General features: G+C 60.4%; 18 protein-coding genes, 2 tRNA genes and 1 riboswitch. Of the genes, 19 read left to right on the top strand and 1 reads right to left on the bottom strand.

Features of this window, described 5'->3' with window-relative positions:
- The first annotated feature begins 187 nt into the window (after window positions 1–187).
- From acs to astE, 13 genes are all read left to right on the top strand, one after another.
- Complete coding sequence (gene acs / locus T3A99_RS01520) at window positions 188–2,143, top strand: acetate--CoA ligase (RefSeq protein ID WP_047228791.1); 1,956 nt, start codon at window positions 188–190, stop codon at window positions 2,141–2,143.
- A gap of 710 nt (window positions 2,144–2,853) precedes the next feature.
- On the top strand, window positions 2,854–3,627 hold the full coding sequence (locus tag T3A99_RS01515; RefSeq protein WP_047228790.1) for an ABC transporter substrate-binding protein: 774 nt from the start codon (window positions 2,854–2,856) through the stop codon (window positions 3,625–3,627).
- 90 nt (window positions 3,628–3,717) lie between these two features.
- Window positions 3,718–4,407 (top strand): ABC transporter permease, encoded by a 690-nt coding sequence (locus tag T3A99_RS01510; protein ID WP_047228789.1) that lies wholly within the window; start codon window positions 3,718–3,720, stop codon window positions 4,405–4,407.
- Complete coding sequence (locus T3A99_RS01505; protein WP_047228788.1) at window positions 4,404–5,102, top strand: ABC transporter permease; 699 nt, start codon at window positions 4,404–4,406, stop codon at window positions 5,100–5,102. Before T3A99_RS01510 ends, T3A99_RS01505 begins: the two co-directional genes overlap by 4 nt.
- Window positions 5,103–5,158: 56 nt before the next feature.
- Complete coding sequence (locus tag T3A99_RS01500) at window positions 5,159–5,923, top strand: ABC transporter ATP-binding protein (RefSeq protein ID WP_322833878.1); 765 nt, start codon at window positions 5,159–5,161, stop codon at window positions 5,921–5,923.
- Window positions 5,924–6,036: 113 nt separating this feature from the next.
- Window positions 6,037–7,017 carry a transcriptional regulator ArgR gene (gene argR, locus T3A99_RS01495; protein WP_047228786.1) on the top strand — a complete coding sequence of 327 codons (981 nt, stop codon included), beginning with the start codon at window positions 6,037–6,039 and terminating at the stop codon, window positions 7,015–7,017.
- A 398-nt stretch (window positions 7,018–7,415) separates the two neighbouring features.
- Complete coding sequence (locus T3A99_RS01490) at window positions 7,416–8,636, top strand: aspartate aminotransferase family protein (RefSeq protein ID WP_092392986.1); 1,221 nt, start codon at window positions 7,416–7,418, stop codon at window positions 8,634–8,636.
- 235 nt (window positions 8,637–8,871) lie between these two features.
- The gene (aruF, locus tag T3A99_RS01485; protein ID WP_047228784.1) at window positions 8,872–9,891 is read left to right on the top strand and encodes an arginine/ornithine succinyltransferase subunit alpha; all 1,020 of its coding nucleotides are present in this window, start codon (window positions 8,872–8,874) and stop codon (window positions 9,889–9,891) included.
- A 54-nt stretch (window positions 9,892–9,945) separates the two neighbouring features.
- On the top strand, window positions 9,946–10,971 hold the full coding sequence (gene astA, locus T3A99_RS01480) for an arginine N-succinyltransferase (RefSeq protein ID WP_076383737.1): 1,026 nt from the start codon (window positions 9,946–9,948) through the stop codon (window positions 10,969–10,971).
- A complete protein-coding gene (gene astD, locus T3A99_RS01475) occupies window positions 10,968–12,437 on the top strand; it encodes a succinylglutamate-semialdehyde dehydrogenase (protein ID WP_322833895.1) in 1,470 nt (489 codons plus the stop codon). Before astA ends, astD begins: the two co-directional genes overlap by 4 nt.
- A 132-nt stretch (window positions 12,438–12,569) precedes the next feature.
- A complete protein-coding gene (astB, locus tag T3A99_RS01470; protein WP_076383739.1) occupies window positions 12,570–13,916 on the top strand; it encodes an N-succinylarginine dihydrolase in 1,347 nt (448 codons plus the stop codon).
- 70 nt (window positions 13,917–13,986) lie between these two features.
- Window positions 13,987–14,274 carry a hypothetical protein gene (locus T3A99_RS01465; protein WP_047228780.1) on the top strand — a complete coding sequence of 96 codons (288 nt, stop codon included), beginning with the start codon at window positions 13,987–13,989 and terminating at the stop codon, window positions 14,272–14,274.
- 11 nt (window positions 14,275–14,285) lie between these two features.
- Window positions 14,286–15,293 carry a succinylglutamate desuccinylase gene (gene astE, locus T3A99_RS01460; RefSeq protein WP_316912108.1) on the top strand — a complete coding sequence of 336 codons (1,008 nt, stop codon included), beginning with the start codon at window positions 14,286–14,288 and terminating at the stop codon, window positions 15,291–15,293.
- A 122-nt stretch (window positions 15,294–15,415) separates the two neighbouring features.
- Here astE and T3A99_RS01455 read toward each other — a convergent pair whose 3' ends face one another.
- Window positions 15,416–15,925, bottom strand: coding sequence for a 6,7-dimethyl-8-ribityllumazine synthase (locus T3A99_RS01455; RefSeq protein WP_047228778.1), 510 nt, complete (start codon window positions 15,923–15,925; stop codon window positions 15,416–15,418).
- Between the two features lie 100 nt (window positions 15,926–16,025).
- Window positions 16,026–16,193, bottom strand: a riboswitch (FMN riboswitch).
- 263 nt (window positions 16,194–16,456) lie between these two features.
- On the opposite strand from T3A99_RS01455, the gene ltaE reads away from it, so the two are divergent.
- The 6 genes from ltaE to T3A99_RS01425 all read left to right on the top strand — a co-directional run bounded on the left by ltaE (window position 16,457) and on the right by T3A99_RS01425 (window position 22,272).
- Complete coding sequence (gene ltaE / locus T3A99_RS01450) at window positions 16,457–17,461, top strand: low-specificity L-threonine aldolase (protein WP_322833877.1); 1,005 nt, start codon at window positions 16,457–16,459, stop codon at window positions 17,459–17,461.
- Between the two features lie 146 nt (window positions 17,462–17,607).
- Window positions 17,608–20,232 (top strand): alanine--tRNA ligase, encoded by a 2,625-nt coding sequence (alaS, locus tag T3A99_RS01445; RefSeq protein WP_322833876.1) that lies wholly within the window; start codon window positions 17,608–17,610, stop codon window positions 20,230–20,232.
- 89 nt (window positions 20,233–20,321) lie between these two features.
- Window positions 20,322–21,563, top strand: a complete 1,242-nt coding sequence (locus tag T3A99_RS01440; protein WP_047228775.1) for an aspartate kinase — start codon at window positions 20,322–20,324, stop codon at window positions 21,561–21,563.
- A 182-nt stretch (window positions 21,564–21,745) separates the two neighbouring features.
- On the top strand, window positions 21,746–21,934 hold the full coding sequence (gene csrA, locus T3A99_RS01435) for a carbon storage regulator CsrA (RefSeq protein ID WP_003178872.1): 189 nt from the start codon (window positions 21,746–21,748) through the stop codon (window positions 21,932–21,934).
- 62 nt (window positions 21,935–21,996) lie between these two features.
- Window positions 21,997–22,087, top strand: a tRNA-Ser gene (locus T3A99_RS01430).
- A gap of 108 nt (window positions 22,088–22,195) precedes the next feature.
- Window positions 22,196–22,272, top strand: a tRNA-Arg gene (locus T3A99_RS01425).
- Window position 22,273: the final 1 nt, after the last annotated feature.

The raw sequence follows: 22,273 nt of genomic DNA, 5'->3' as shown, positions 1-22,273 counted from the left end.
GCAAACTGATCCACCACCCTCAGGAGCAAGCCCACTCCCACACAGGAAAAGGCCTGCTGGCAGGGGTTTGCACGTTAGTACCGACATTTTGTAGGGACTTGTTACTACCATCGTCGAATGGTTCTATAGGCTCGCCCCGGCTACAACGGGTACATACAAAAACAACTATGTCACCGAGGTAAGAAAGATGAGTGCGGCTTCTCTGTATCCCGTTCGTCCCGAGGTAGCGGCTAACACGCTGACTGACGAGGCGACCTACAAGGCCATGTACCAGCAGTCGGTGGTCAACCCGGATGGTTTCTGGCGCGAGCAGGCCAAGCGCCTCGACTGGATCAAGCCTTTCACCACGGTGAAGCAGACGTCCTTCGACGATCACCATGTCGACATCAAGTGGTTTGCCGATGGCACCTTGAACGTTTCCTACAACTGCCTCGACCGTCATCTGGCCGAGCGCGGCGATCAGATTGCGATCATCTGGGAGGGCGATGACCCTGCCGAGAGCCGCAATATCACCTATCGCGAGCTGCATGAAGAAGTCTGCAAGTTCGCCAACGCCCTGCGCGGCCAGGACGTGCATCGAGGCGACGTGGTGACGATCTACATGCCGATGATCCCCGAAGCCGTGGTCGCCATGCTGGCCTGCACCCGGATCGGCGCGATTCACTCGGTAGTGTTCGGCGGTTTCTCGCCGGAAGCACTGGCCGGTCGGATTATCGACTGCAAATCCAAAGTGGTGATCACTGCTGACGAAGGCATTCGTGCAGGCAAGAAGATCCCGCTCAAGGCCAACGTCGATGATGCGTTGACCAATCCGGAAACCAGCAGCATCCAGAAAGTCATCGTGTGCAAGCGCACGGCTGGCAACATCAAGTGGAACCAGCACCGTGACATCTGGTACGAAGACCTGATGAAGGTGGCCGGTACCGTTTGTGCGCCGAAGGAAATGGGCGCTGAAGAGGCGCTGTTCATCCTCTACACCTCCGGTTCTACCGGCAAGCCAAAGGGCGTGCAGCACACCACCGCCGGTTACCTGCTCTATGCGGCCCTGACCCATGAGCGCGTGTTCGACTACAAACCGGGCGAAGTCTACTGGTGCACCGCCGACGTCGGCTGGGTCACCGGCCACAGCTACATCGTCTACGGCCCGTTGGCCAATGGCGCGACCACGCTGCTGTTCGAAGGCGTGCCGAACTACCCGGACATCACCCGTGTGGCCCAGGTCATCGACAAGCACAAGGTCAATATTCTCTACACCGCGCCGACCGCCATCCGCGCGATGATGGCCTCGGGCACCGCCGCCGTCGAAGGTGCCGATGGCAGCAGCCTGCGCCTGCTGGGTTCGGTGGGCGAGCCGATCAACCCGGAAGCCTGGGACTGGTACTACAAGAATGTCGGCAAGGAGCGTTGCCCGATCGTCGACACCTGGTGGCAGACCGAAACCGGTGGCGTGCTGATCAGCCCATTGCCGGGTGCCACGGCGTTGAAGCCGGGTTCGGCCACGCGTCCGTTCTTCGGCGTGGTGCCAGCGTTGGTGGACAACCTTGGCAATCTGGTGGAAGGCGCGGCCGAAGGCAACCTGGTGATCCTCGATTCGTGGCCAGGCCAGGCGCGCACGCTGTACGGCGACCACGACCGCTTTGTCGATACCTACTTCAAGACCTTCAGCGGCATGTACTTCACCGGTGACGGTGCGCGTCGTGACGAGGACGGCTACTACTGGATCACCGGTCGGGTGGATGACGTGCTCAACGTGTCCGGCCACCGCATGGGCACGGCCGAGATCGAAAGCGCCATGGTTGCCCACCCGAAAGTCGCCGAAGCGGCGGTGGTGGGTGTGCCGCACGACATCAAGGGGCAGGGCATTTATGTCTACGTGACCCTCAATGCCGGCGAAGAAACCAGCGAGGCCTTGCGTCTGGAACTGAAGAACTGGGTGCGCAAGGAGATCGGTCCGATTGCCTCGCCAGACGTGATCCAGTGGGCCCCGGGCCTGCCGAAAACCCGTTCCGGCAAGATCATGCGCCGCATCCTGCGCAAGATCGCCACGGCGGAATACGATGGGCTGGGTGATATCTCCACCTTGGCTGATCCGGGTGTGGTGGCGCATCTGATCGAGACGCACAAGACCATGAACGTCGCCTGACGGTAACCCGTAACACCGAAAAGCCCCGCCCGGTTTTGCCGAGCGGGGTTTTTTATGGTCGCTAACGCCAGGAGAGTTTGACGTGTGGTGCCTTTGTGGCGAGGGAGCTTGCTCCCGCTCGGCTGCGCAGCAGTCGTAAACCGGCCAATGCGGTATGACTGAACGACCGCTGTGCCTGGCTTTGGGGCTGCTGCGCAGCCCAGCGGGAGCAAGCTCCCTCGCCACGGGTTCGATGGATGAATAAATATCGGCGTTTAAAGTAGGAGGGGGCTGAACGTTACCGGTGTTTCGGAATGTGTAACCAAAGGCGCCACAACGGGGCGATGTGAAACGCGAAGCCCCGTTATAGGGCGGATCCAGGCGTCTTGGAAAACAAGGTGACACGCTGTGCTTGCCGGATTAGAAGGGTTTGCGAATAATGGGCCCGCAATTTGCAGCATAGGTCGGTTTCCTTTCTTTTGCTCTTGCATGAATTTGCGGGGCTGTCAATGCGCTCGGGTCGAGTTTTCTGTGCTTCTGTAATTTGTTGTCGCATTGAAGAAATATCGGCTTCGGGCCTGTCGTTAGAATGCCGATCACTCGCTCGTCGTGAGCTGCGTTGAATTGACGCACGCTTTCTTAGGACGCAGCACTAAAGTTCGTTCCACCCATTCGCATATTGGGCTGTTGCTCACTCTGCCGTTTTTGCCCTTTCCCGATGGAGTCCCAAGATGAAGAAACTTGTGCTGCTTGGCGCCCTGGCACTGTCCGTGCTGTCCCTGTCGACATTCGCCGCAGAAAAGCCCCTGAAAATCGGTATCGAAGCGGCTTACCCTCCGTTCGCCTCGAAGGCCCCGGACGGCAGTATCGTCGGTTTCGACTACGACATCGGCAATGCACTGTGCGAAGAGATGAAGGTCAAGTGCGTGTGGGTCGAGCAGGAATTCGACGGCCTGATCCCGGCGCTCAAGGTGCGCAAGATCGACGCGATCCTGTCTTCCATGTCCATCACTGAAGATCGCAAGAAGTCTGTTGATTTCACCAACAAGTATTACAACACCCCGGCTCGTCTGGTGATGAAGGCCGGCACTCAGATCAGCGAGGGCCTGACCGAGCTCAAGGGCAAGAACGTCGGCGTGCAGCGCGGTTCGATCCACGAGCGCTTCGCCCGTGAAGTCCTGGCCCCGCTGGGTGCCGAGATCAAGCCGTACGGTTCGCAGAATGAAATCTACCTGGACCTGTCCGCCGGCCGTCTCGACGGCACCGTGGCAGACGCTACCCTGTTGGATGACGGTTTCCTCAAGACCGACGCCGGCAAGGGCTTTGCGTTCGTGGGCCCGGCCTTCACCGACGTCAAATACTTCGGTGACGGCGTAGGCATCGCGGTTCGCAAGGGTGATGCCCTCAAGGACAAGATCAACGGCGCGATTGCCGCCATTCGCGAGAACGGCAAATACAAGCAAATCCAGGACAAGTACTTCGCCTTCGATATCTACGGCCAGTAACAACGTCCCGCCACTCGTGCGAAATGGCGCAAGCAACAGGATCTCTGCGGTTTGCGCCATTTTTTCATCCCACTCTCGAGGATCTGAATCATGTTGAAAGGCTACGGGGCTGTCATCCTCGATGGCGCATGGTTGACGCTTGAGCTCGCCTTGTCGTCCATGGCCCTGGCCATTGTCCTGGGGCTGATCGGCGTCGCGTTGCGCCTCTCGCCAGTGCGCTGGCTGGCGTGGCTGGGTGACCTGTATTCCACGGTCATTCGCGGCATTCCCGACCTTGTGCTGATCCTGCTGATTTTCTATGGCGGCCAGGACCTGCTCAATCGCGTGGCGCCGATGCTCGGTTATGACGATTACATCGACCTGAACCCGCTGGCGGCCGGCATCGGTACCCTGGGGTTCATCTTCGGTGCGTACCTGTCGGAAACCTTTCGCGGTGCATTCATGGCTATCCCCAAAGGGCAGGCCGAAGCGGGCATGGCGTATGGCATGAGTGGGTTCCAGGTGTTTTTCCGGGTGATGGTGCCGCAGATGATTCGCCTGGCGATTCCGGGGTTCACCAACAACTGGCTGGTGTTGACCAAGGCCACGGCGCTGATTTCGGTGGTGGGCCTGCAAGACATGATGTTCAAGGCCAAGCAGGCGGCGGATGCCACCCGCGAGCCTTTCACCTTCTTCCTGGCAGTGGCGGCAATGTACCTGGTGATTACCAGTGTCTCGCTGCTGGCATTGCGTCAACTCGAGAAGCGCTACTCGGTAGGCATAAGGGCGGCTGATCTATGATCTTCGACTACAACGTCATCTACGAAGCCTTGCCGCTGTACTTCAGCGGCCTGCTGACCACCTTGAAGCTGCTGGCCCTGTCGCTGTTCTTCGGTCTGCTGGCGGCGTTGCCCCTGGGGCTGATGCGGGTGTCCAAGCAGCCGGTCATCAACATGACCGCCTGGCTCTATACCTATGTGATTCGCGGCACGCCGATGCTGGTGCAGCTGTTTTTGATCTACTACGGATTGGCGCAGTTCGAAGCCGTACGCGAGAGCTTCCTCTGGCCGTGGCTGTCCAGCGCGACCTTCTGTGCCTGCCTGGCCTTTGCCATCAATACCAGCGCCTACACCGCCGAAATCATCGCCGGCAGCCTGCGCGCCACGCCTAACGGTGAGATCGAGGCGGCCAAGGCCATGGGCATGTCACGCTACAAGTTGTATCGCCGGATCCTGCTGCCATCGGCCCTGCGCCGGGCGCTGCCGCAGTACAGCAACGAAGTGATCATGATGTTGCAGACCACCAGCCTGGCCTCCATCGTGACCCTGATCGACATCACCGGTGCCGCGCGCACGGTGAATGCGCAGTACTACTTGCCGTTCGAGGCTTACATCACGGCCGGCGTTTTCTACCTGTGCCTGACTTTTATCCTGGTGCGCCTGTTCAAGCTGGCCGAGCGCCGCTGGCTGGGTTACCTGGCCCCGCGCAAGCACTGATAACGCATCGATCCGATCGACTGCTCAACGACTGACGTTTTGTGAGAACCGACCGCATGTACAAGCTCGAAGTCCAAGACCTGCATAAACGCTATGGCAGTCACGAAGTGCTCAAGGGTGTGTCCCTCAAGGCCGCCGCCGGCGATGTGATCAGCATCATCGGCTCCAGTGGCTCGGGCAAAAGTACCTTCCTGCGTTGCATCAACCTGCTTGAGCAACCCCATGCCGGCAAGATTCTGCTCAACAACGAAGAGCTGAAACTGGTGGCTGGCAAGGACGGTGCCTTGAAGGCCGCCGACCCCAAGCAACTGCAGCGCATGCGTTCGCGGCTGTCGATGGTGTTCCAGCATTTCAACCTGTGGTCCCACATGACCGCGCTGGAAAACATCATGGAAGCGCCGGTGCATGTGCTGGGCGTAGCCAAGGCCGAGGCGCGCGACAAGGCCGAGCACTACCTGAACAAGGTCGGCGTGGCGCATCGCAAGGACGCCTACCCGGGCCATATGTCCGGCGGTGAACAGCAACGCGTGGCGATTGCCCGGGCGCTGGCGATGGAGCCGGAAGTCATGCTGTTCGACGAGCCGACTTCGGCCCTTGATCCGGAACTGGTGGGTGATGTGCTCAAAGTGATGCAGGCCCTGGCGCTGGAAGGCCGGACCATGGTGGTGGTGACCCACGAAATGGGCTTTGCCCGGGAAGTGTCGAACCAACTGATCTTCCTGCACAAAGGCATCGTTGAAGAAAGCGGCAATCCGCGCGAAGTGCTGGTCAATCCGCAATCGGAGCGGCTGCAACAATTTCTTTCGGGCAGCCTCAAGTAATCGCTCCCGTTACGCACCTGATTCAGGTCATGCTGCGCATCGCGCGCCAGATGGTCTAATTTGGTTGCAGCCGCTTTTGGCTTTAACACTGTTTTCGCTTCGGATTGCCCACCATGACTGCCCATCGAATTGGTTTCCTGATTTGGCCCAGCACTAAAGCCTTGACGCTGGCGCTGGCCGAGGAGGCCTTGCGTGTTGCTCAGCGGGTGCATCCGGATGTCGTCTACGAATTGTCGTTTTTGCAGGCCGAGCCGCAGACCGAAGGCGCCTGGCAGCTACCGGGCGAACCCTGGGCCGGCAAGCTTGAAGGTTTCCAGAAGCTGTTTCTGCTGGCTGACGAACCCCCGACCGCTCTTGCGCCACCGCTGAGCAGCGCGCTCAAACAGCTGGTGCGTGCCGGTTGTGTGATTGGCGGTTTGTCCGCCGGTGTCTACCCGTTGGCCCAACTGGGTCTTCTCGATGGTTTCCGCGCCGCCGTGCATTGGCGCTGGCAGGACGACTTTTCCGAGCGTTTCCCCAAGGTCATTGCCACCAGCCATCTGTTTGACTGGGACCGCGATCGCCTGACCGCTTGCGGTGGCATGTCGGTGCTCGATCTGCTGCTGGCTGTGTTGGCGCGCGATCACGGCGCGGAACTGGCCGGCGCGGTCTCGGAAGAACTGGTGGTCGAGCGCATCCGCGAAGGGGGCGAGCGCCAGCGTATCCCGTTGCAGAACCGTCTGGGCTCCAGCCATCCGAAGCTCACCCAGGCCGTGCTGTTGATGGAAGCCAACATCGAAGAACCGCTGACCACCGACGAAATTGCCCAGCATGTGTGCGTGTCCCGTCGCCAGTTGGAGCGGATTTTCAAGCAATACCTCAATCGCGTGCCGAGCCAGTACTACCTGGAACTGCGTCTGAACAAGGCGCGGCAGATGCTGATGCAGACCAGCAAGTCGATCATTCAGATCGGCCTGTCCTGCGGCTTCTCCTCGGGGCCGCATTTTTCCAGCGCCTATCGCAACTTCTTCGGCGCCACGCCCCGGGAAGACCGCAACCAGCGGCGCAGCAGCAGCCCATTCGAATTGTCATCGGTGCCGTCCGAACGCGGCTAGGGCCGGCGCCTCCTCTGTAAGGGCGGGGGTATGTAACCCTGTGGCGAGGGGATTTATCCCCGTTGGGTTGCGAAGCAACCCCAAGACAGTCAACCCAATCTATCTGGCACACCGAATTGCCTGCTTTAGGGTTGCTTCGCAACCCAGCGGGGATAAATCCCCTCGCCACAAGGTTTTGCATGGCCAGGGAAATGTAGAAGCCAACGCCTAAAATCCCGCGACAACGTTTAAACTGCGCCTTTGCGACGCTATTTGTCGCATTGCCATAAACCCGCTAAAAACGGGGGTTGGCGCTATAAGAAGTTGTCGCTTGGCGACAAGGCCGGGCTGAAAACTGTCCTTACAATCCCCTCATCGCTCGCCAGTTCCAGGCGGGTGTTCCTCTTCAGGAGACTCCGATGTCCGTTGAGCAAGCCGCCGTACAACGCGCCGATTTCGATCAGGTTATGGTCCCCAACTATGCGCCTGCTGCTTTCATCCCTGTGCGTGGCGCCGGTTCCCACGTGTGGGACCAGTCCGGTCGCGAACTGATCGACTTCGCCGGCGGTATCGCGGTCAACGTATTGGGACACGCCCATCCGAAACTGGTCGCCGCCCTGACCGAACAAGCGAACAAGCTGTGGCATGTGTCCAACGTCTTTACCAATGAGCCGGCCCTGCGCCTGGCCCATAAACTGGTCAATGCAACCTTTGCCGAGCGGGCTTTCTTCTGCAACTCCGGCGCCGAAGCCAACGAGGCCGCCTTCAAGCTGGCCCGTCGCGTCGCGTTCGATCGTTTCGGGAGCGAGAAGTACGAAATCATTGCCGCGCTCAACAGCTTCCACGGCCGTACGCTGTTCACCGTGAACGTGGGCGGGCAATCGAAGTATTCCGACGGTTTCGGTCCTAAAATCACCGGTATTACCCACGTCCCTTACAACGACCTGGCGGCTTTGAAAGCGGCCATTTCGGACAAGACGTGCGCCGTGGTGCTGGAGCCGATCCAGGGCGAGGGCGGCGTATTGCCGGCGGAGCTGGGTTACCTGCAAGGTGCCCGTGACTTGTGCGATGCCCACGACGCGCTGCTGGTATTCGACGAAGTGCAGACCGGCATGGGCCGTAGCGGCCACCTGTTCGCCTACATGCATTACGGCGTGGTCCCGGACATCCTCACCAGCGCCAAGAGCCTGGGCGGTGGTTTCCCGATCGCGGCAATGCTCACCACCGAAGCGTTGGCCAAGCATCTGGTGGTCGGCACCCACGGCACCACTTATGGCGGCAACCCGCTGGCGTGTGCGGTGGCCGAAGCGGTGATCGATACCGTCAATACGCCTGAAGTGCTCGAAGGCGTCAAAGCCAAGCACCGCAAGTTCAAGGCTCGGCTGGAGCAGATCGGCGAGAAATACGGCCTGTTCACCCAGGTGCGTGGTTTGGGGCTGCTGATCGGCTGTGTGCTGAACGACGCCTGGAAAGGCAAGGCCAAGGACATTTTCAACGCCGCCGAACAGGAAGGCCTGATGATCCTGCAGGCAGGTCCGGACGTGATTCGTTTCGCGCCGAGCCTGGTGGTCGAAGATGCCGACATCGATGCCGGCCTGGACCGCTTCGAGCGGGCCGCGGCGAAGCTGACGCAAGCCTAAGGCTGAGCCGGACCCCTTGTGGGAGCGAGCTTGCTCGCGATGGTGCCGGATCAGTCAGCATTGATGTTGACTGACACACCGCTATCGCGAGCAAGCTCGCTCCCACAGGAGTCTTGCAGCGGCTGAAAAATCGAAGACCGCCGCAGATGCAATGCGGGTCAGCGTGTCGTTTAGTTATTTTTCTGTGTATCGACCCTTCGGTCGAACCATTTATTTCAAGTAAAGGAGTGACACCATGCTGGTGATGCGCCCCGCACAAATGGCGGATCTGGGCGAGGTACAGCGTCTGGCTGCGGACAGTCCGATCGGTGTCACTTCCTTGCCGGATGACGTGGAACGCCTGAGCGACAAGATCGCCGCGAGTGAAGCCTCGTTTGCCGCCGAAGTCAGCTTCAACGGCGAAGAAAGCTATTTCTTCGTCCTTGAAGACACCGCGACCGGCAAGCTGGCGGGCTGTTCGGCCATCGTTGCCTCGGCCGGTTATTCCGAGCCGTTCTACAGCTTTCGCAACGAGACGTTTGTTCACGCCTCCCGTGAGCTGAAGATCCACAACAAGATCCACGTGCTTTCCCAGTGCCACGACCTGACCGGCAACAGCTTGCTGACCAGCTTCTATGTGGTGCCGGAATTGGTCGGTTCGCCCTGGTCGGAACTCAATTCGCGAGGGCGCCTGCTGTTCGTCGCCAGCCATCCGGAGCGCTTTGCCGATTCGGTGGTGACCGAGATCGTCGGCTACAGCGATGAAAATGGCGACTCGCCGTTCTGGGACGCCATCGGTCGCAACTTCTTCGACCTCAACTACGCTGCCGCCGAGCGCCTGTGCGGGCTGAAGAGCCGCACCTTCCTCGCCGAGCTGATGCCGCATTACCCGATCTACGTGCCGCTGTTGCCGGACGCCGCCCAGGAAGCCATGGGCCAGGTCCATCCGCGTGCGCAGATCACTTTCGACATCCTCATGCGCGAGGGTTTCGAGACCGATCATTACATCGACATCTTTGACGGTGGCCCGACTCTGCATGCCCGTGTCTCGGGGATCCGCTCGATTGCCCAGAGCCGCGTGGTGCCGGTCAAGCTCGGCGAGCCCGTCAAGGGCGCCGGCCGGCAATACCTGGTGGCCAACGCCCAGTTGCAGGATTACCGCGCCGTTCTGTTGGAGCTTGACTACGCGCCCGGCAAACCGGTGACCCTGGATATGGAAGCGGCCGAAGCCTTGGGCGTCGGTGAGGGTGCCAGCGTGCGCCTGGTGGCGGTTTAACGCCTTACAGCGAAGTTTCGCGGGTGGCGCAAGCGGCCCGTTTGAGGAGATAGCATGATCGTTCGTCCCGTACGCAGCAGCGATTTACCCGCTCTGATTGCCCTGGCCCGCAGCACCGGCACCGGCCTGACCACCTTGCCGGCCAACGAGGAGCGCCTGGCTCATCGGGTCGGCTGGGCCGAGAAGACTTTTCGCGGCGAAGCCGGACGTGGCGATGCGGACTACCTGTTCGTGCTCGAAGACGACGACGGTCGTGTGGTGGGCATCTCAGCCATCGCCGGGGCCGTTGGGCTGCGCGAGCCCTGGTACAACTTCCGGGTCGGCCTGACGGTCAGCGCCTCCCAGGAGCTGAACATCTATCGGGAAATCCCGACGCTGTTTTTGGCCAACGACCTGACCGGCAACTCCGAGCTGTGTTCGCTGTTCCTGCATGCCGACTACCGCACTGGCCTCAATGGCCGCATGTTGGCCAAGGCGCGGCTGCTGTTCATCGCCGAATTCCCGAACCTGTTTGGCAACAAGATCATCGCCGAGATGCGTGGCATGTCCGATGACCGAGGCCGCTCGCCGTTCTGGGAAAGCCTGGGGCGACACTTTTTCAAGATGGAGTTCAGCCAGGCCGACTACCTGACCGGCGTGGGCAACAAGGCCTTCATCGCTGAGCTGATGCCCAAGTTCCCGCTGTACACCTGTTTCCTGTCGGAGGATGCCCGGGCGGTGATCGGCCAGGTTCATCCCGACACGGAGCCGGCGCTGTCGATGCTCAAGAGCGAAGGTTTCAGTTACCAGGGTTACGTCGACATCTTCGACGCCGGCCCGGCCGTTGAATGTGAAACCGGCAAGATCCGCGCGATCCGCGACAGCCAGGCACTGGTATTGGCCATCGGCACGCCGGGCGACGACGCCACGCCGTTCATCATGCATAACCGCAAACGCGAAGACTGCCGCATCACTGCTGCACCGGCGCGCTTGGCCGCGGGCACCCTGGTGGTTGATCCGCTGACTGCCAAACGTCTTCAACTCAACGCCGGCGATCAGGTGCGCGCCGTTGCGTTGTCCGCTGCTCGGGAATCGAAATAATGAAGTCGCTGTACATCGCTGGAAGCTGGCTGGAAGGTCAGGGTGATCTCTTTGAGTCGTTGAACCCGGTGACCCAGCAAGTGCTGTGGTCTGGCAATGGCGCCACGGCGGCGCAGGTGGAGTCGGCGGTGCAGGCCGCGCGTCAGGCCTTCCCGGACTGGGCCCGCCGTTCGCTGGATGAGCGTATCCAGGTGCTGGAAGCGTTTGCCGCTGCCTTGAAGAGCCACGCCGATGAACTGGCCCACTGCATCGGTGAAGAAACCGGCAAGCCGTTGTGGGAAGCGACCACCGAAGTCACCAGCATGGTCAACAAGGTCGCCATTTCGATTCAGAGCTACCGCGAGCGGACCGGCGAAAAAAGCGGCCCCCTGGGTGACGCTACCGCTGTGCTGCGGCACAAGCCCCACGGTGTGGTGGCAGTGTTCGGCCCTTACAACTTCCCCGGCCATTTGCCCAACGGTCACATCGTCCCGGCCTTGTTGGCGGGCAACACCGTGTTGTTCAAACCCAGCGAACTGACCCCGAAAGTCGCTGAGCTGACGGTCAAGTGCTGGGTCGAGGCCGGCCTGCCGGCGGGCGTGCTGAACCTGCTGCAAGGCGCGCGGGAAACCGGTATCGCCCTGGCGGCCAATCCGGGCATCGACGGGTTGTTTTTCACCGGCTCCAGCCGCACCGGTAACCTGTTGCATCAACAGTTTTCCGGGCGCCCGGACAAGATCCTGGCGCTGGAAATGGGCGGTAATAATCCGCTGGTGGTGGATGAGGTGGCGGACGTCGACGCGGCGGTCTACACCATCATTCAGTCGGCCTTCATTTCTGCCGGGCAGCGCTGTACCTGCGCGCGCCGCCTGTTGGTGCCCGAAGGGGCGTGGGGCGATGCCTTGCTGGCGCGCCTGGTGGCGGTCAGCTCGACGCTGGAAGTCGGCGCTTTTGATCAGCAACCGGCGCCGTTCATGGGCTCGGTGATTTCCCTGGCCGCAGCGAAGGCGCTGATGGACGCGCAGAACCATTTGCTGGGCCTGGGCGCCGTGCCGCTGTTGACCATGACCCAACCGCAAGCCCAGGCTGCGTTGCTGACACCGGGCATCCTGGATGTGACGACGGTAGCCGAGCGTCCTGATGAAGAACTGTTCGGGCCGTTGTTGCAGGTGATTCGCTACGCGGACTTCGCCGCGGCAATCACCGAGGCCAACAACACCCAATATGGCTTGGCTGCAGGTCTGCTGTCGGATTCCCAGGAGCGCTACCAGCAGTTTTGGCTGCAGAGCCGTGCCGGCATCGTCAACTGGAACAAGCAACTGACGGGAGCGGCCAGCAGCGCGCCGTTCGGCGGTGTTGGGGCCTCGGGCAACCACCGCGCCAGTGCCTATTACGCAGCCGACTATTGTGCGTATCCGGTGGCTTCCCTGGAGACACCAAGCCTTGTCATGCCGGCTGCCCTTACTCCCGGCGTGAGCATGGTGTGAACCCCAATCGCGAGCAAGCTCGCTCCCACAAAGGATTGCGCAAAACCCTGTGGGAGCGAGCTTGCTCGCGATGGCCGCGCTGCGGTTGTTACTTGATGCCTATAAAAAACAGATTCTCGTGGAGCCTCGCTGATGAAATCCTATGAAGTCAACTTTGACGGTCTAGTGGGGCCGACCCACAACTACGGCGGGCTCTCGTACGGCAACGTCGCGTCCCAGAGCAATAGCCAACAGTCTTCCAACCCCAAGGAAGCGGCGTTGCAGGGCCTGGCGAAAATGAAAGCGCTGATGGACATGGGCTTCCAGCAAGGTGTGCTGGCGCCACAGGAGCGTCCCGACGTGGCGGCCCTGCGTCGGTTGGGTTTTGCCGGCAGCGATGCCCAGGTCATTCAGCAGGCTGCCAAAGAAGCGATGCCGCTGCTGGTCGCCAGTTGCTCGGCCTCCAGCATGTGGGTGGCCAACGCCGCCACTGTCAGCCCAAGCGCCGACACGGCTGACGGCCGCGTGCATTTCACTGCCGCCAACCTGAACTGCAAATACCACCGCAGCATTGAACACCCGACCACCAGTCGCGTACTGGGGGCGATGTTTGCCGATCAGCAGCACTTCGCCCACCACGCCGCGCTGCCAGCGGTGGCGCAGTTCGGCGACGAAGGCGCGGCCAACCACACGCGTTTCTGCCGGACCTACGGCGAGGCCGGTGTTGAATTCTTCGTGTTCGGCCGCAGCGCCTTCGATACCCGTTTTCCCGCGCCGCAGAAGTACCCGGCGCGCCAGACCCTGGAAGCTTCTCAAGCGGTCGCTCGTCTGCATGGTCTGAGGGAGGAGGGCGTGGTCTACGCCCAACAGAACCCATCGGTGATCGACCAGGGCGTGTTCCACAATGATGTGATCGCGGTGGGCAACGGCGAAGTGTTGTTCTATCACGAGGATGCGTTTCTCGAGACCGACCGGATGCTGGCCGAGCTGAGCAGCAAACTCGCCAAGGTCGGTGGGAAATTTCAGTCGGTGTGCGTGCCGCGTTCGGCGGTTACCGTCGATGACGCGGTACGTTCCTACCTGTTCAATAGCCAGTTGCTGTCGCGTCCCGACGGCTCGATGTTGTTGATCGTGCCGGAGGAGTGCCGCGGCAACGAACGCGTCTGGCAGTACCTGCAAGGCCTGACGGGCTCTGGCGGGGTGATCGGCGAAGTGAAGGTCTTCGACCTCAAGCAAAGCATGCAGAACGGCGGTGGCCCGGCTTGCCTGAGGCTGCGCGTGGCCCTCAATGAAACCGAGCTGGCCGCCGTCAACCCAGGGGTTATCATGACCGCGCCGTTGTACGATTCGCTGACCCAATGGGTCGAGCGTCACTACCGCGATCGCATGACCGAAAACGACCTGGCAGACCCGCAGTTGCTGCTCGAATGCCGGGCGGCACTGGATGAGCTGACACAAATCCTTAAACTTGGCGCGGTTTATCCTTTCCAGATCAATTGAAAGCGCGCGCGACCTGACTACAGTCAAAGCAGGGCGCGTTGCCTTTTTCCCCCGACGAGAACGTAAAAACATGAGCGATACCTTGCAACTGATCCTTGAAGACACCGACGGCACCCAACTGGAAACCTCCTGCACCCGCGTTGCGGTCATGTGGCAGGGCAAAGAGCTGTGGATCCAGCAGGACGGCCGCGGTCAGTTGCTGATCGGTGTCGATGTCGAAGAAGGCGATGAGGAATACGCCAACCTGTTGTTGCGCCCATTGGCGACCAACCTGGTGAGCCTGCAACTGGAAATGGAACCGGCCGACATGGGCGACGATGATCATGTCCATGGCCCGGATTGCGGCCACGACCATTAAGGAGCCGCGCTATGCTCGCCCTCGGCAAATTGCTTGAACTGACCCTCGCCGGCCGTGAACCGGCGGAGAAGACTCAACTGACTGTCGAGGGCGTACGGATGCGCTGGCTGAGCGAGGGCGCGCTGGAGGTCAAGCCGCCCCAGGCCCGGGACAATGGCCAGGACCTGTTGCTGTCAGCCGGTATCCACGGCAACGAAACCGCACCGATCGAATTGCTTGATCGGTTGCTGCACGACATCGCCCGTGGGGATCTCAAGCCACGGGCACGCATTCTGTTTCTGTTCGGCAATCCCGAGGCCATTCGTCGCGGAGAGCGTTTTGTCGAGCAGGACGTCAATCGGTTGTTCAATGGTCGCCATGAGTTGAGCGGCGGCGCCGAGGCGTTGCGGGCGTGCGAATTGGAGCGGTTGGCCGCCAGTTTCTTCAGCGTGCCGGACCGCAGTCGCTTGCATTACGACCTGCACACCGCCATCCGGGGTTCGAAGATCGAGCAATTTGCCTTGTATCCGTGGAAGGAAGGTCGCCGGCATTCACGCCGTGAACTGGCGCGGCTGCGCGCCGCCGGCATGGAAGCGGTGCTGCTGCAGAACAAACCGTCCATTGTGTTCAGCGCCTACACCTATGACCAGTTGGGTGCCGAGTCTTTCACCCTGGAACTGGGCAAGGCCCGGCCGTTCGGGGAAAACGACGGCGTCAACGTCAGTCTGCTGGAAACCCGTCTACAGCAGATCATTGAAGGCAGCGAGCCCGAATCGGACGAAAGTCTGGACGGCCTGCAACTGTTCAGCGTCGCGCGGGAAATCATCAAGCACAGCGACAGTTTCCGCCTGAACCTACCGGCGGACATCGAGAACTTCTCGGAGCTTGGAAAAGGTTATGTGCTGGCCGAAGACATTGCCCAGACCCGCTGGGTGATCGAAGAAGAGGGCGCCCGGATCATCTTCCCCAACCCCAAGGTGAAGAATGGTTTGCGGGCCGGGATCCTGATCGTGCCGGCGACGGACGAAAACCTGATCTGAAGTCCCCACAAAACCAATGTGGGAGCGAGCTTGCTCGCGATAGCGGTGTTTCAGTCAATCCTGAAAGTGACTGACACTCGGCTATCGCGAGCAAGCTCGCTCCCACAGTTTTTTTGCAGCTTTTAAACCGCTACCGCCCGCTGTTCGCTACGCCGCAACGCCCGGGTCTTGTGCAGGGTATCGGCACAGGTCTTCGCCGCTTCCTGGCCCTTGTGCACGAAATGCTCAAAGAAGAACTTCTGATGTTCTTCCCCAGCGTGGAAGTGATGGGGAGTGAGTACGACCGAGAACACCGGCACCTCGGTTTCCAGCTGAACCTGCATCAGGCCGCTGATCACCGATTGGGCGACGAATTCGTGACGGTAGATGCCGCCGTCCACCACCAGGCCAGCGGCGACGATGCCGGCGTAGCGGCCAGATTTGGCCAGCAGCTTGGCATGCAGCGGGATCTCGAAGGCGCCGCCGACTTCGAAGAAGTCGATATCGCTTTCCTGATAACCCTGATTGATCATTTCGGCGACGAAACCTTTACGACTCTGGTCGACGATTTCCTTGTGCCAGCAGGCCTGGATGAACGCGACGCGCTCGCCCGGATGATGTTTGCTTTTGCTGTCGATTGCGGTGGGTTGCATGTTCTGGTTCCTGTTTGTGTAAAAAACAGGGCGTCATGAATCGAAGGGGATTCGAGGGTGCGTCGCGCGCAGACAGTCGCAGACGGCCCCTGGGTGCCGATCCCGTTCTCTCTTCATCCGGACTATGACCGTCGGCCCCGGAATCACACCGGGTCTGCTGACCTTGACGCTACACCGCAAAAGCCGTGTATCGCCAAGCGCTCGCGGGCTATGCACCTTGCGTGCAATTACCGCCGGTGGGGAATTGCACCCCGCCCTGAGAACGTTTCGCCGCCATGGTTTTTGGCGGCGCAGGATTTTTAACACATAACCCCTGTGGGAGCGAGCTTGCTCGCGATAGCGGTGGTTCAGATTGCATTGATGTTGGATGCGCTGCCGCCATCGCGAGCAAGCTCGCTCCCACAGGTGTTCTGAGAGATCTTCAGGTGCAGGTGATCTTTTCCTTCGACTGGTCTTGATTAATCGTCGCCATGACTGCAGTAATTGACCTTCGAAAGGGAATTCCCCCCACCCGCACCCGAGGCCAGATTCATGAGCGTTATCGATCTTCGCAGCGACACCGTCACCCAACCTTCCGCCGCCATGCTGGATGCGATGGCCAGCGCGCCGACCGGCGACGATGTGTATGGCGAAGATCCGACCGTCAATCGCCTCGAGGCCGAACTGGCCGGGCGCCTGGGCTTTGCCGCGGCGCTGTTCGTACCCACCGGCACCATGAGCAACTTGCTGGGGCTGATGGCCCATTGCGAGCGTGGTGATGAATACATCGTTGGCCAGCAGGCTCACACCTATAAATACGAAGGCGGCGGGGCGGCGGTACTGGGTTCAATCCAGCCGCAACCCCTTGACGTGCAAGCGGACGGCTCTCTGGACCTGGAGCAGGTTGCTGCCGCGATCAAAGCCGATGACTTCCACTTTGCCCGTACTCGCCTGCTGGCGCTGGAAAACACCATGCAAGGCAAGGTCCTGCCGCTGGAGTATCTGGCCCGGGCCCGGCGTTTCACGCGCGAGCACGGCCTGGCGTTGCACCTTGACGGCGCGCGGCTGTACAACGCCGCGGTCAAGTTGAACGTCGATGCCCGGGAGATCACCCAACATTTCGATTCGGTGTCGGTGTGCCTGTCCAAGGGCCTTGGCGCTCCCGTTGGCTCGGTCCTCTGCGGCAGCGTCGAACTGATCGGCAAGGCGCGCCGGCTGCGCAAGATGGTGGGCGGGGGTATGCGCCAGGCCGGGATCCTGGCTGCGGCGGGGTTGTATGCCCTGGATCATCAGGTCCAGCGCCTGGCCGATGACCACGCCAATGCCCAGCGGCTTGCCGAGGGCTTGCGTGGGGCGGGTTACGAGGTCGAGCCGGTGCAGACCAACATGGTCTACGTGCAGATGGGCGAGCGGGCCGAGGCCATCAGGGTGTTTGCCGCCGAGCGTGGTATTAAGCTCAGCGCCGCGCCGCGCCTGCGAATGGTGACCCACATGGATGTCAGCGCCGCGCAAATCGACGAAGTGATCCGCTCTTTCGTCGACTTTTCCCGTAACTGACCCGCCAAGCGGCCCAATTGACAGTTTCTATCGCATAAACACGCTGTACCCCACGCGAAGGGCCGATATAATGCGGCCCTTTGCCGTTGCTTCGTCTGTTGACGTTTTGCACAGGCCTTTGGCCGCAGCCTCCGTGGAAGAACCTAATGAAAAGCGCAGAAATCCGTGAAGCCTTCCTTCGCTTCTTCGAAGAGCAAGGCCACACCCGAGTAGCCTCCAGCTCTTTGATTCCGGGCAACGACCCGACCCTGCTGTTCACCAACGCGGGGATGAACCAGTTCAAGGACTGCTTCCTGGGCCAGGAAAAACGTGCCTACACCCGTGCCGTCAGCAGCCAGAAATGCGTGCGCGCCGGCGGCAAGCACAACGACCTGGAAAACGTCGGCTATACCGCTCGTCACCATACCTTCTTCGAAATGCTGGGTAACTTCAGCTTCGGTGATTATTTCAAGCGCGACGCCATCACCTTTGCCTGGACCTTCCTGACCTCCGACAAGTGGCTGAACCTGCCCAAGGAGAAGCTCTGGGTAACGGTCTACGCCAGCGATGACGAGGCTTATGACATCTGGACCAAAGAGGTCGGTGTCCCGGCTGAACGCATGGTGCGCATTGGCGACAACAAGGGCGCGCCATACGCTTCCGATAACTTCTGGACCATGGGCGACACCGGCCCGTGCGGCCCTTGCACCGAGATTTTCTACGATCACGGCGCCGACATCTGGGGCGGCCCACCCGGCTCGCCGGAAGAAGATGGCGACCGCTACATCGAGATATGGAACAACGTCTTCATGCAGTTCAACCGCACCGCCGATGGCGTGTTGCATCCGTTGCCAGCGCCGTCGGTCGACACCGGCATGGGCCTGGAGCGGATCAGTGCGGTGTTGCAGCACGTTCACTCCAACTACGAAATCGACCTGTTCCAGAGTCTGTTGAGTGCTTCGGCCAAGGCCATCGGTTGCAGTAACGACAACCAGGCTTCGCTCAAAGTGGTGGCCGACCATATCCGTTCCTGCGGCTTCCTGATTGCCGATGGTGTGTTGCCGTCCAACGAAGGCCGCGGCTATGTGTTGCGTCGGATCATTCGTCGCGCCTGCCGTCACGGCAACAAGCTGGGCGCCAAGGGCAGCTTCTTCTATCAGATCGTCGCGGCCCTGGTGGCCGAAATGGGCGAGGCCTTCCCGGAACTCAAATCCCAGCAGGCCCACATCGAGCGCGTGCTCAAGGGTGAGGAAGAGCAGTTCGCCAAAACCCTGGAGCAGGGGTTGAAGATCCTCGAGCAGGATTTGGCCGAGCTCAAGGGCAACGTGGTACCGGGCGATGTCGTGTTCAAGTTGTACGACACATACGGTTTCCCGATGGACCTGACGGGCGACATCGCCCGCGAACGCAACCTGACCCTCGACGAGGAAGGTTTCGAGCGCGAGATGGAAGCCCAGCGAGTGCGCGCGCGTTCCGCCAGCTCCTTCGGCATGGACTACAACAACCTGGTCAAGGTTGACGTGGCCACCGAATTCACCGGCTACGCCGCCACGACCGGTTCGGCCAAGATCGTGGCTATCTATAAGGACGGGCAGTCGGTCGACATCCTGAGCGAAGGCCAGGAAGGGGTGATCGTGCTGGACCAGACGCCGTTCTACGCCGAATCCGGCGGACAGATCGGTGACAGCGGTTACCTGCAGGCCGGCAACTCGCGTTTCGATGTGCGTGACACCACCAAGACCGGCGGCGCATTCCTGCACCACGGCGTATTGGCCTCGGGCAGCCTGATGATTGCCGCTCCGGTAGCCGCGCATGTCGACGCCGAGGTTCGTCACGCCACCTCGCTGAACCACTCGGCGACGCACTTGCTGCATGCCGCGTTGCGTCAGGTACTGGGCGAGCATGTTCAGCAGAAAGGCTCTTTGGTGGACAGTCAGCGCTTGCGCTTTGACTTCAGCCATTTCGAGGCTATCAAGCCTGAGCAACTCAAGGCGCTGGAAGACATCGTCAACGCCGAGATCCGCAAGAACTCACCGGTCGAGACCGAAGAAACCGACATCGAGACCGCCAAGCGCAAGGGCGCCATGGCGCTGTTTGGCGAGAAGTACGGCGACAGCGTCCGTGTGCTGAGCATGGGCGGCGATTTCTCCGTGGAGCTGTGCGGTGGTATCCATGCCAACCGGACCGGTGACATCGGCCTACTGAAGATCATCAGCGAAGGCGGTGTGGCTTCTGGTGTGCGTCGCATCGAAGCGGTCACCGGCGCGGCGGCCCTGGCGTACCTCAACGCCGCCGAAGAACAACTCAAGGAAGCGGCGAACCTGATCAAGGGCAGCCGTGACAACCTGATCGACAAGCTCTCGGCTGTGCTGGAGCGCAACCGTCAGCTGGAAAAGCAACTCGAGCAGTTGCAGGCCAAGGCTGCCAGCGCCGCGGGCGACGATCTGTCGGCCCAGGCCGTGGACCTCAAGGGCGTGAAAGTGCTGGCCGCGCGCCTGGATGGCCAGGACGGCAAGGCACTGTTGGCGCTGGTCGATCAACTGAAAAACAAACTCGGCCGCGCAGTGATCCTGCTCGGCAGTGTCCATGAGGAAAAGGTCGTTCTCGTCGCAGGCGTGACCAAAGACCTGACTGGCCAACTCAAAGCCGGTGATTTGATGAAGCAGGCCGCTGCGGCAGTGGGCGGCAAGGGTGGTGGTCGTCCGGACATGGCGCAAGGCGGCGGCACCGACGCCGGCGCGCTGGACGCAGCACTGGCCCAAACCGTTGCATTTGTAGAGCAGGGTATTTAAGGCAGTGCTCCGGGGTCGTCGTCTAGTGACGACTCCGGTCGCTGTTGAGTGATTATTGGGCGCCCTTCATGGGCAGAGGCGGCTTTGAAATGGCTTTGATCGTACAGAAATTTGGAGGCACCTCGGTCGGTACTGTCGAGAGAATCGAACAAGTCGCCGACAAGGTTAAGAAATTCCGTGAAGCGGGCGATGACCTGGTGGTTGTGCTGTCGGCAATGAGCGGCGAGACCAACCGTCTGATCGATCTGGCCAAGCAAATCAGCGGCGACCAACAGCCGGTTCCGCGCGAACTGGATGTGATCGTTTCCACTGGCGAGCAGGTGACCATCGCCTTGCTGGCCATGGCGCTGATCAAGCGGGGTGTGCCGGCGGTGTCCTACACCGGCAACCAGGTTCGTATCCTGACGGACAGCGCGCACAATAAAGCGCGTATTCTGCAGATCGACGATCAGAAAATTCGCGGCGACCTGAAGGCCGGTCGCGTCGTGGTGGTCGCCGGTTTCCAGGGTGTGGACGAGCACGGCAATATCACCACCCTCGGCCGTGGCGGTTCCGATACCACGGGCGTGGCGCTGGCGGCGGCACTCAAGGCTGACGAATGCCAGATCTACACCGATGTGGATGGTGTCTACACCACCGACCCACGGGTGGTGCCTGTGGCTCAGCGCCTGGACAAGATCACCTTCGAAGAGATGCTGGAAATGGCCAGCCTCGGTTCCAAGGTGCTGCAGATCCGGGCCGTCGAATTCGCTGGCAAGTACAACGTTCCGCTGCGCGTTCTGCACAGCTTCAAAGAGGGTCCGGGCACCCTCATTACTATTGATGAAGAGGAATCCATGGAACAGCCGATCATTTCCGGCATCGCTTTCAACCGCGATGAAGCCAAGCTGACCATCCGTGGCGTGCCAGACACCCCCGGCGTGGCGTTCAAGATTCTCGGCCCGATCAGTGCCGCGAACATCGAAGTCGACATGATCGTGCAGAACGTCGCGCACGATAACACCACCGACTTCACCTTCACCGTGCACCGCAACGACTACCAGGCCGCTGAAGCGGTGCTGAAAAAGACTGCTGACGAGATTGGTGCCCGGGAAGTGGTGGGTGATACCAAGATCGCCAAGGTCTCGATCGTCGGTGTCGGCATGCGCTCTCACGCAGGCGTGGCCAGCCGTATGTTCGAATCCCTGGCCAAGGAAAGCATCAACATCCAGATGATCTCTACTTCGGAAATCAAGGTTTCCGTGGTCATCGAAGAGAAGTACCTGGAGCTGGCCGTGCGCGCCCTGCACACGGCTTTCGAACTCGACGCTGCTGCCCGACAGGGCGAGTAAGGCGTTGTCTTGGGGCGCGGTTTACCGCGCCCTTTGTTTTTCTGAAAGGCGCGCTCCAAAACTGTTCTTTTGCTCGCGCTGGTCAATACTAGGCTTGTAGGCTGCGACCGTTTCGGTTCGTAGGGCCTACGCCTTTTTTTGCAGACTGTTGTCCCTGAACTGAATTGCGTGAGGAGAAAGGTATGCTGATTCTGACTCGTCGGTGCGCAGAGAGCCTGATTATTGGCGATGGCGAAATCACCGTGACCGTGCTCGGCGTCAAAGGAAATCAAGTGCGTATTGGCGTCAACGCCCCGAAAGAGGTCGCGGTGCACCGAGAGGAAATTTACCTGCGTATCAAGAAAGAGAAGGACGACGAACCAAGCCATTAATTTTTATCGTTTTTTATGTTTGCAAACGGGGATGAAGGTGGTTAATATACGCCCCGTGTTGCGGAGAGCTGGCCGAGTGGCCGAAGGCGCTCCCCTGCTAAGGGAGTACACCTCAAAAGGGTGTCGGGGGTTCGAATCCCCCGTTCTCCGCCATTATTTATTTAGTGCGACGTAATCTGGCTTTATCGGTAAGTTATTGAAATTACTGAAAAAAAGCGCTTTACAAAAAGATTCGGCGACCTATAATGCGCGGCAACAAATGCACTCGTAGCTCAGCTGGATAGAGTACTCGGCTACGAACCGAGCGGTCACAGGTTCGAATCCTGTCGAGTGCACCAT

It is taken from the genome of Pseudomonas sp. N-137 (assembly GCF_034555295.1).
GTDB lineage: Bacteria > Pseudomonadota > Gammaproteobacteria > Pseudomonadales > Pseudomonadaceae > Aquipseudomonas > Aquipseudomonas rhizophila.
This window is presented reverse-complemented; position numbering and strand designations above follow the sequence as displayed.

Bases quoted from the DNA above. Each gene is read 5' to 3' on its own strand.
- astA (WP_076383737.1), top strand. From the start codon at position 9,946: ATGATCGTTCGTCCCGTACGCAGCAGCGATTTACCCGCTCTGATTGCC.
- astB (WP_076383739.1), top strand. From the start codon at position 12,570: ATGAAATCCTATGAAGTCAACTTTGACGGTCTAGTGGGGCCGACCCAC.
- T3A99_RS01515 (WP_047228790.1), top strand. From the start codon at position 2,854: ATGAAGAAACTTGTGCTGCTTGGCGCCCTGGCACTGTCCGTGCTGTCC.
- astE (WP_316912108.1), top strand. From the start codon at position 14,286: ATGCTCGCCCTCGGCAAATTGCTTGAACTGACCCTCGCCGGCCGTGAA.
- csrA (WP_003178872.1), top strand. From the start codon at position 21,746: ATGCTGATTCTGACTCGTCGGTGCGCAGAGAGCCTGATTATTGGCGAT.
- T3A99_RS01490 (WP_092392986.1), top strand. From the start codon at position 7,416: ATGTCCGTTGAGCAAGCCGCCGTACAACGCGCCGATTTCGATCAGGTT.
- T3A99_RS01440 (WP_047228775.1), top strand. From the start codon at position 20,322: ATGGCTTTGATCGTACAGAAATTTGGAGGCACCTCGGTCGGTACTGTC.
- aruF (WP_047228784.1), top strand. From the start codon at position 8,872: ATGCTGGTGATGCGCCCCGCACAAATGGCGGATCTGGGCGAGGTACAG.
- T3A99_RS01455 (WP_047228778.1), bottom strand. From the start codon at position 15,925: ATGCAACCCACCGCAATCGACAGCAAAAGCAAACATCATCCGGGCGAG.
- acs (WP_047228791.1), top strand. From the start codon at position 188: ATGAGTGCGGCTTCTCTGTATCCCGTTCGTCCCGAGGTAGCGGCTAAC.
- alaS (WP_322833876.1), top strand. From the start codon at position 17,608: ATGAAAAGCGCAGAAATCCGTGAAGCCTTCCTTCGCTTCTTCGAAGAG.
- argR (WP_047228786.1), top strand. From the start codon at position 6,037: ATGACTGCCCATCGAATTGGTTTCCTGATTTGGCCCAGCACTAAAGCC.
- T3A99_RS01505 (WP_047228788.1), top strand. From the start codon at position 4,404: ATGATCTTCGACTACAACGTCATCTACGAAGCCTTGCCGCTGTACTTC.
- T3A99_RS01510 (WP_047228789.1), top strand. From the start codon at position 3,718: ATGTTGAAAGGCTACGGGGCTGTCATCCTCGATGGCGCATGGTTGACG.
- T3A99_RS01500 (WP_322833878.1), top strand. From the start codon at position 5,159: ATGTACAAGCTCGAAGTCCAAGACCTGCATAAACGCTATGGCAGTCAC.
- ltaE (WP_322833877.1), top strand. From the start codon at position 16,457: ATGAGCGTTATCGATCTTCGCAGCGACACCGTCACCCAACCTTCCGCC.
- T3A99_RS01465 (WP_047228780.1), top strand. From the start codon at position 13,987: ATGAGCGATACCTTGCAACTGATCCTTGAAGACACCGACGGCACCCAA.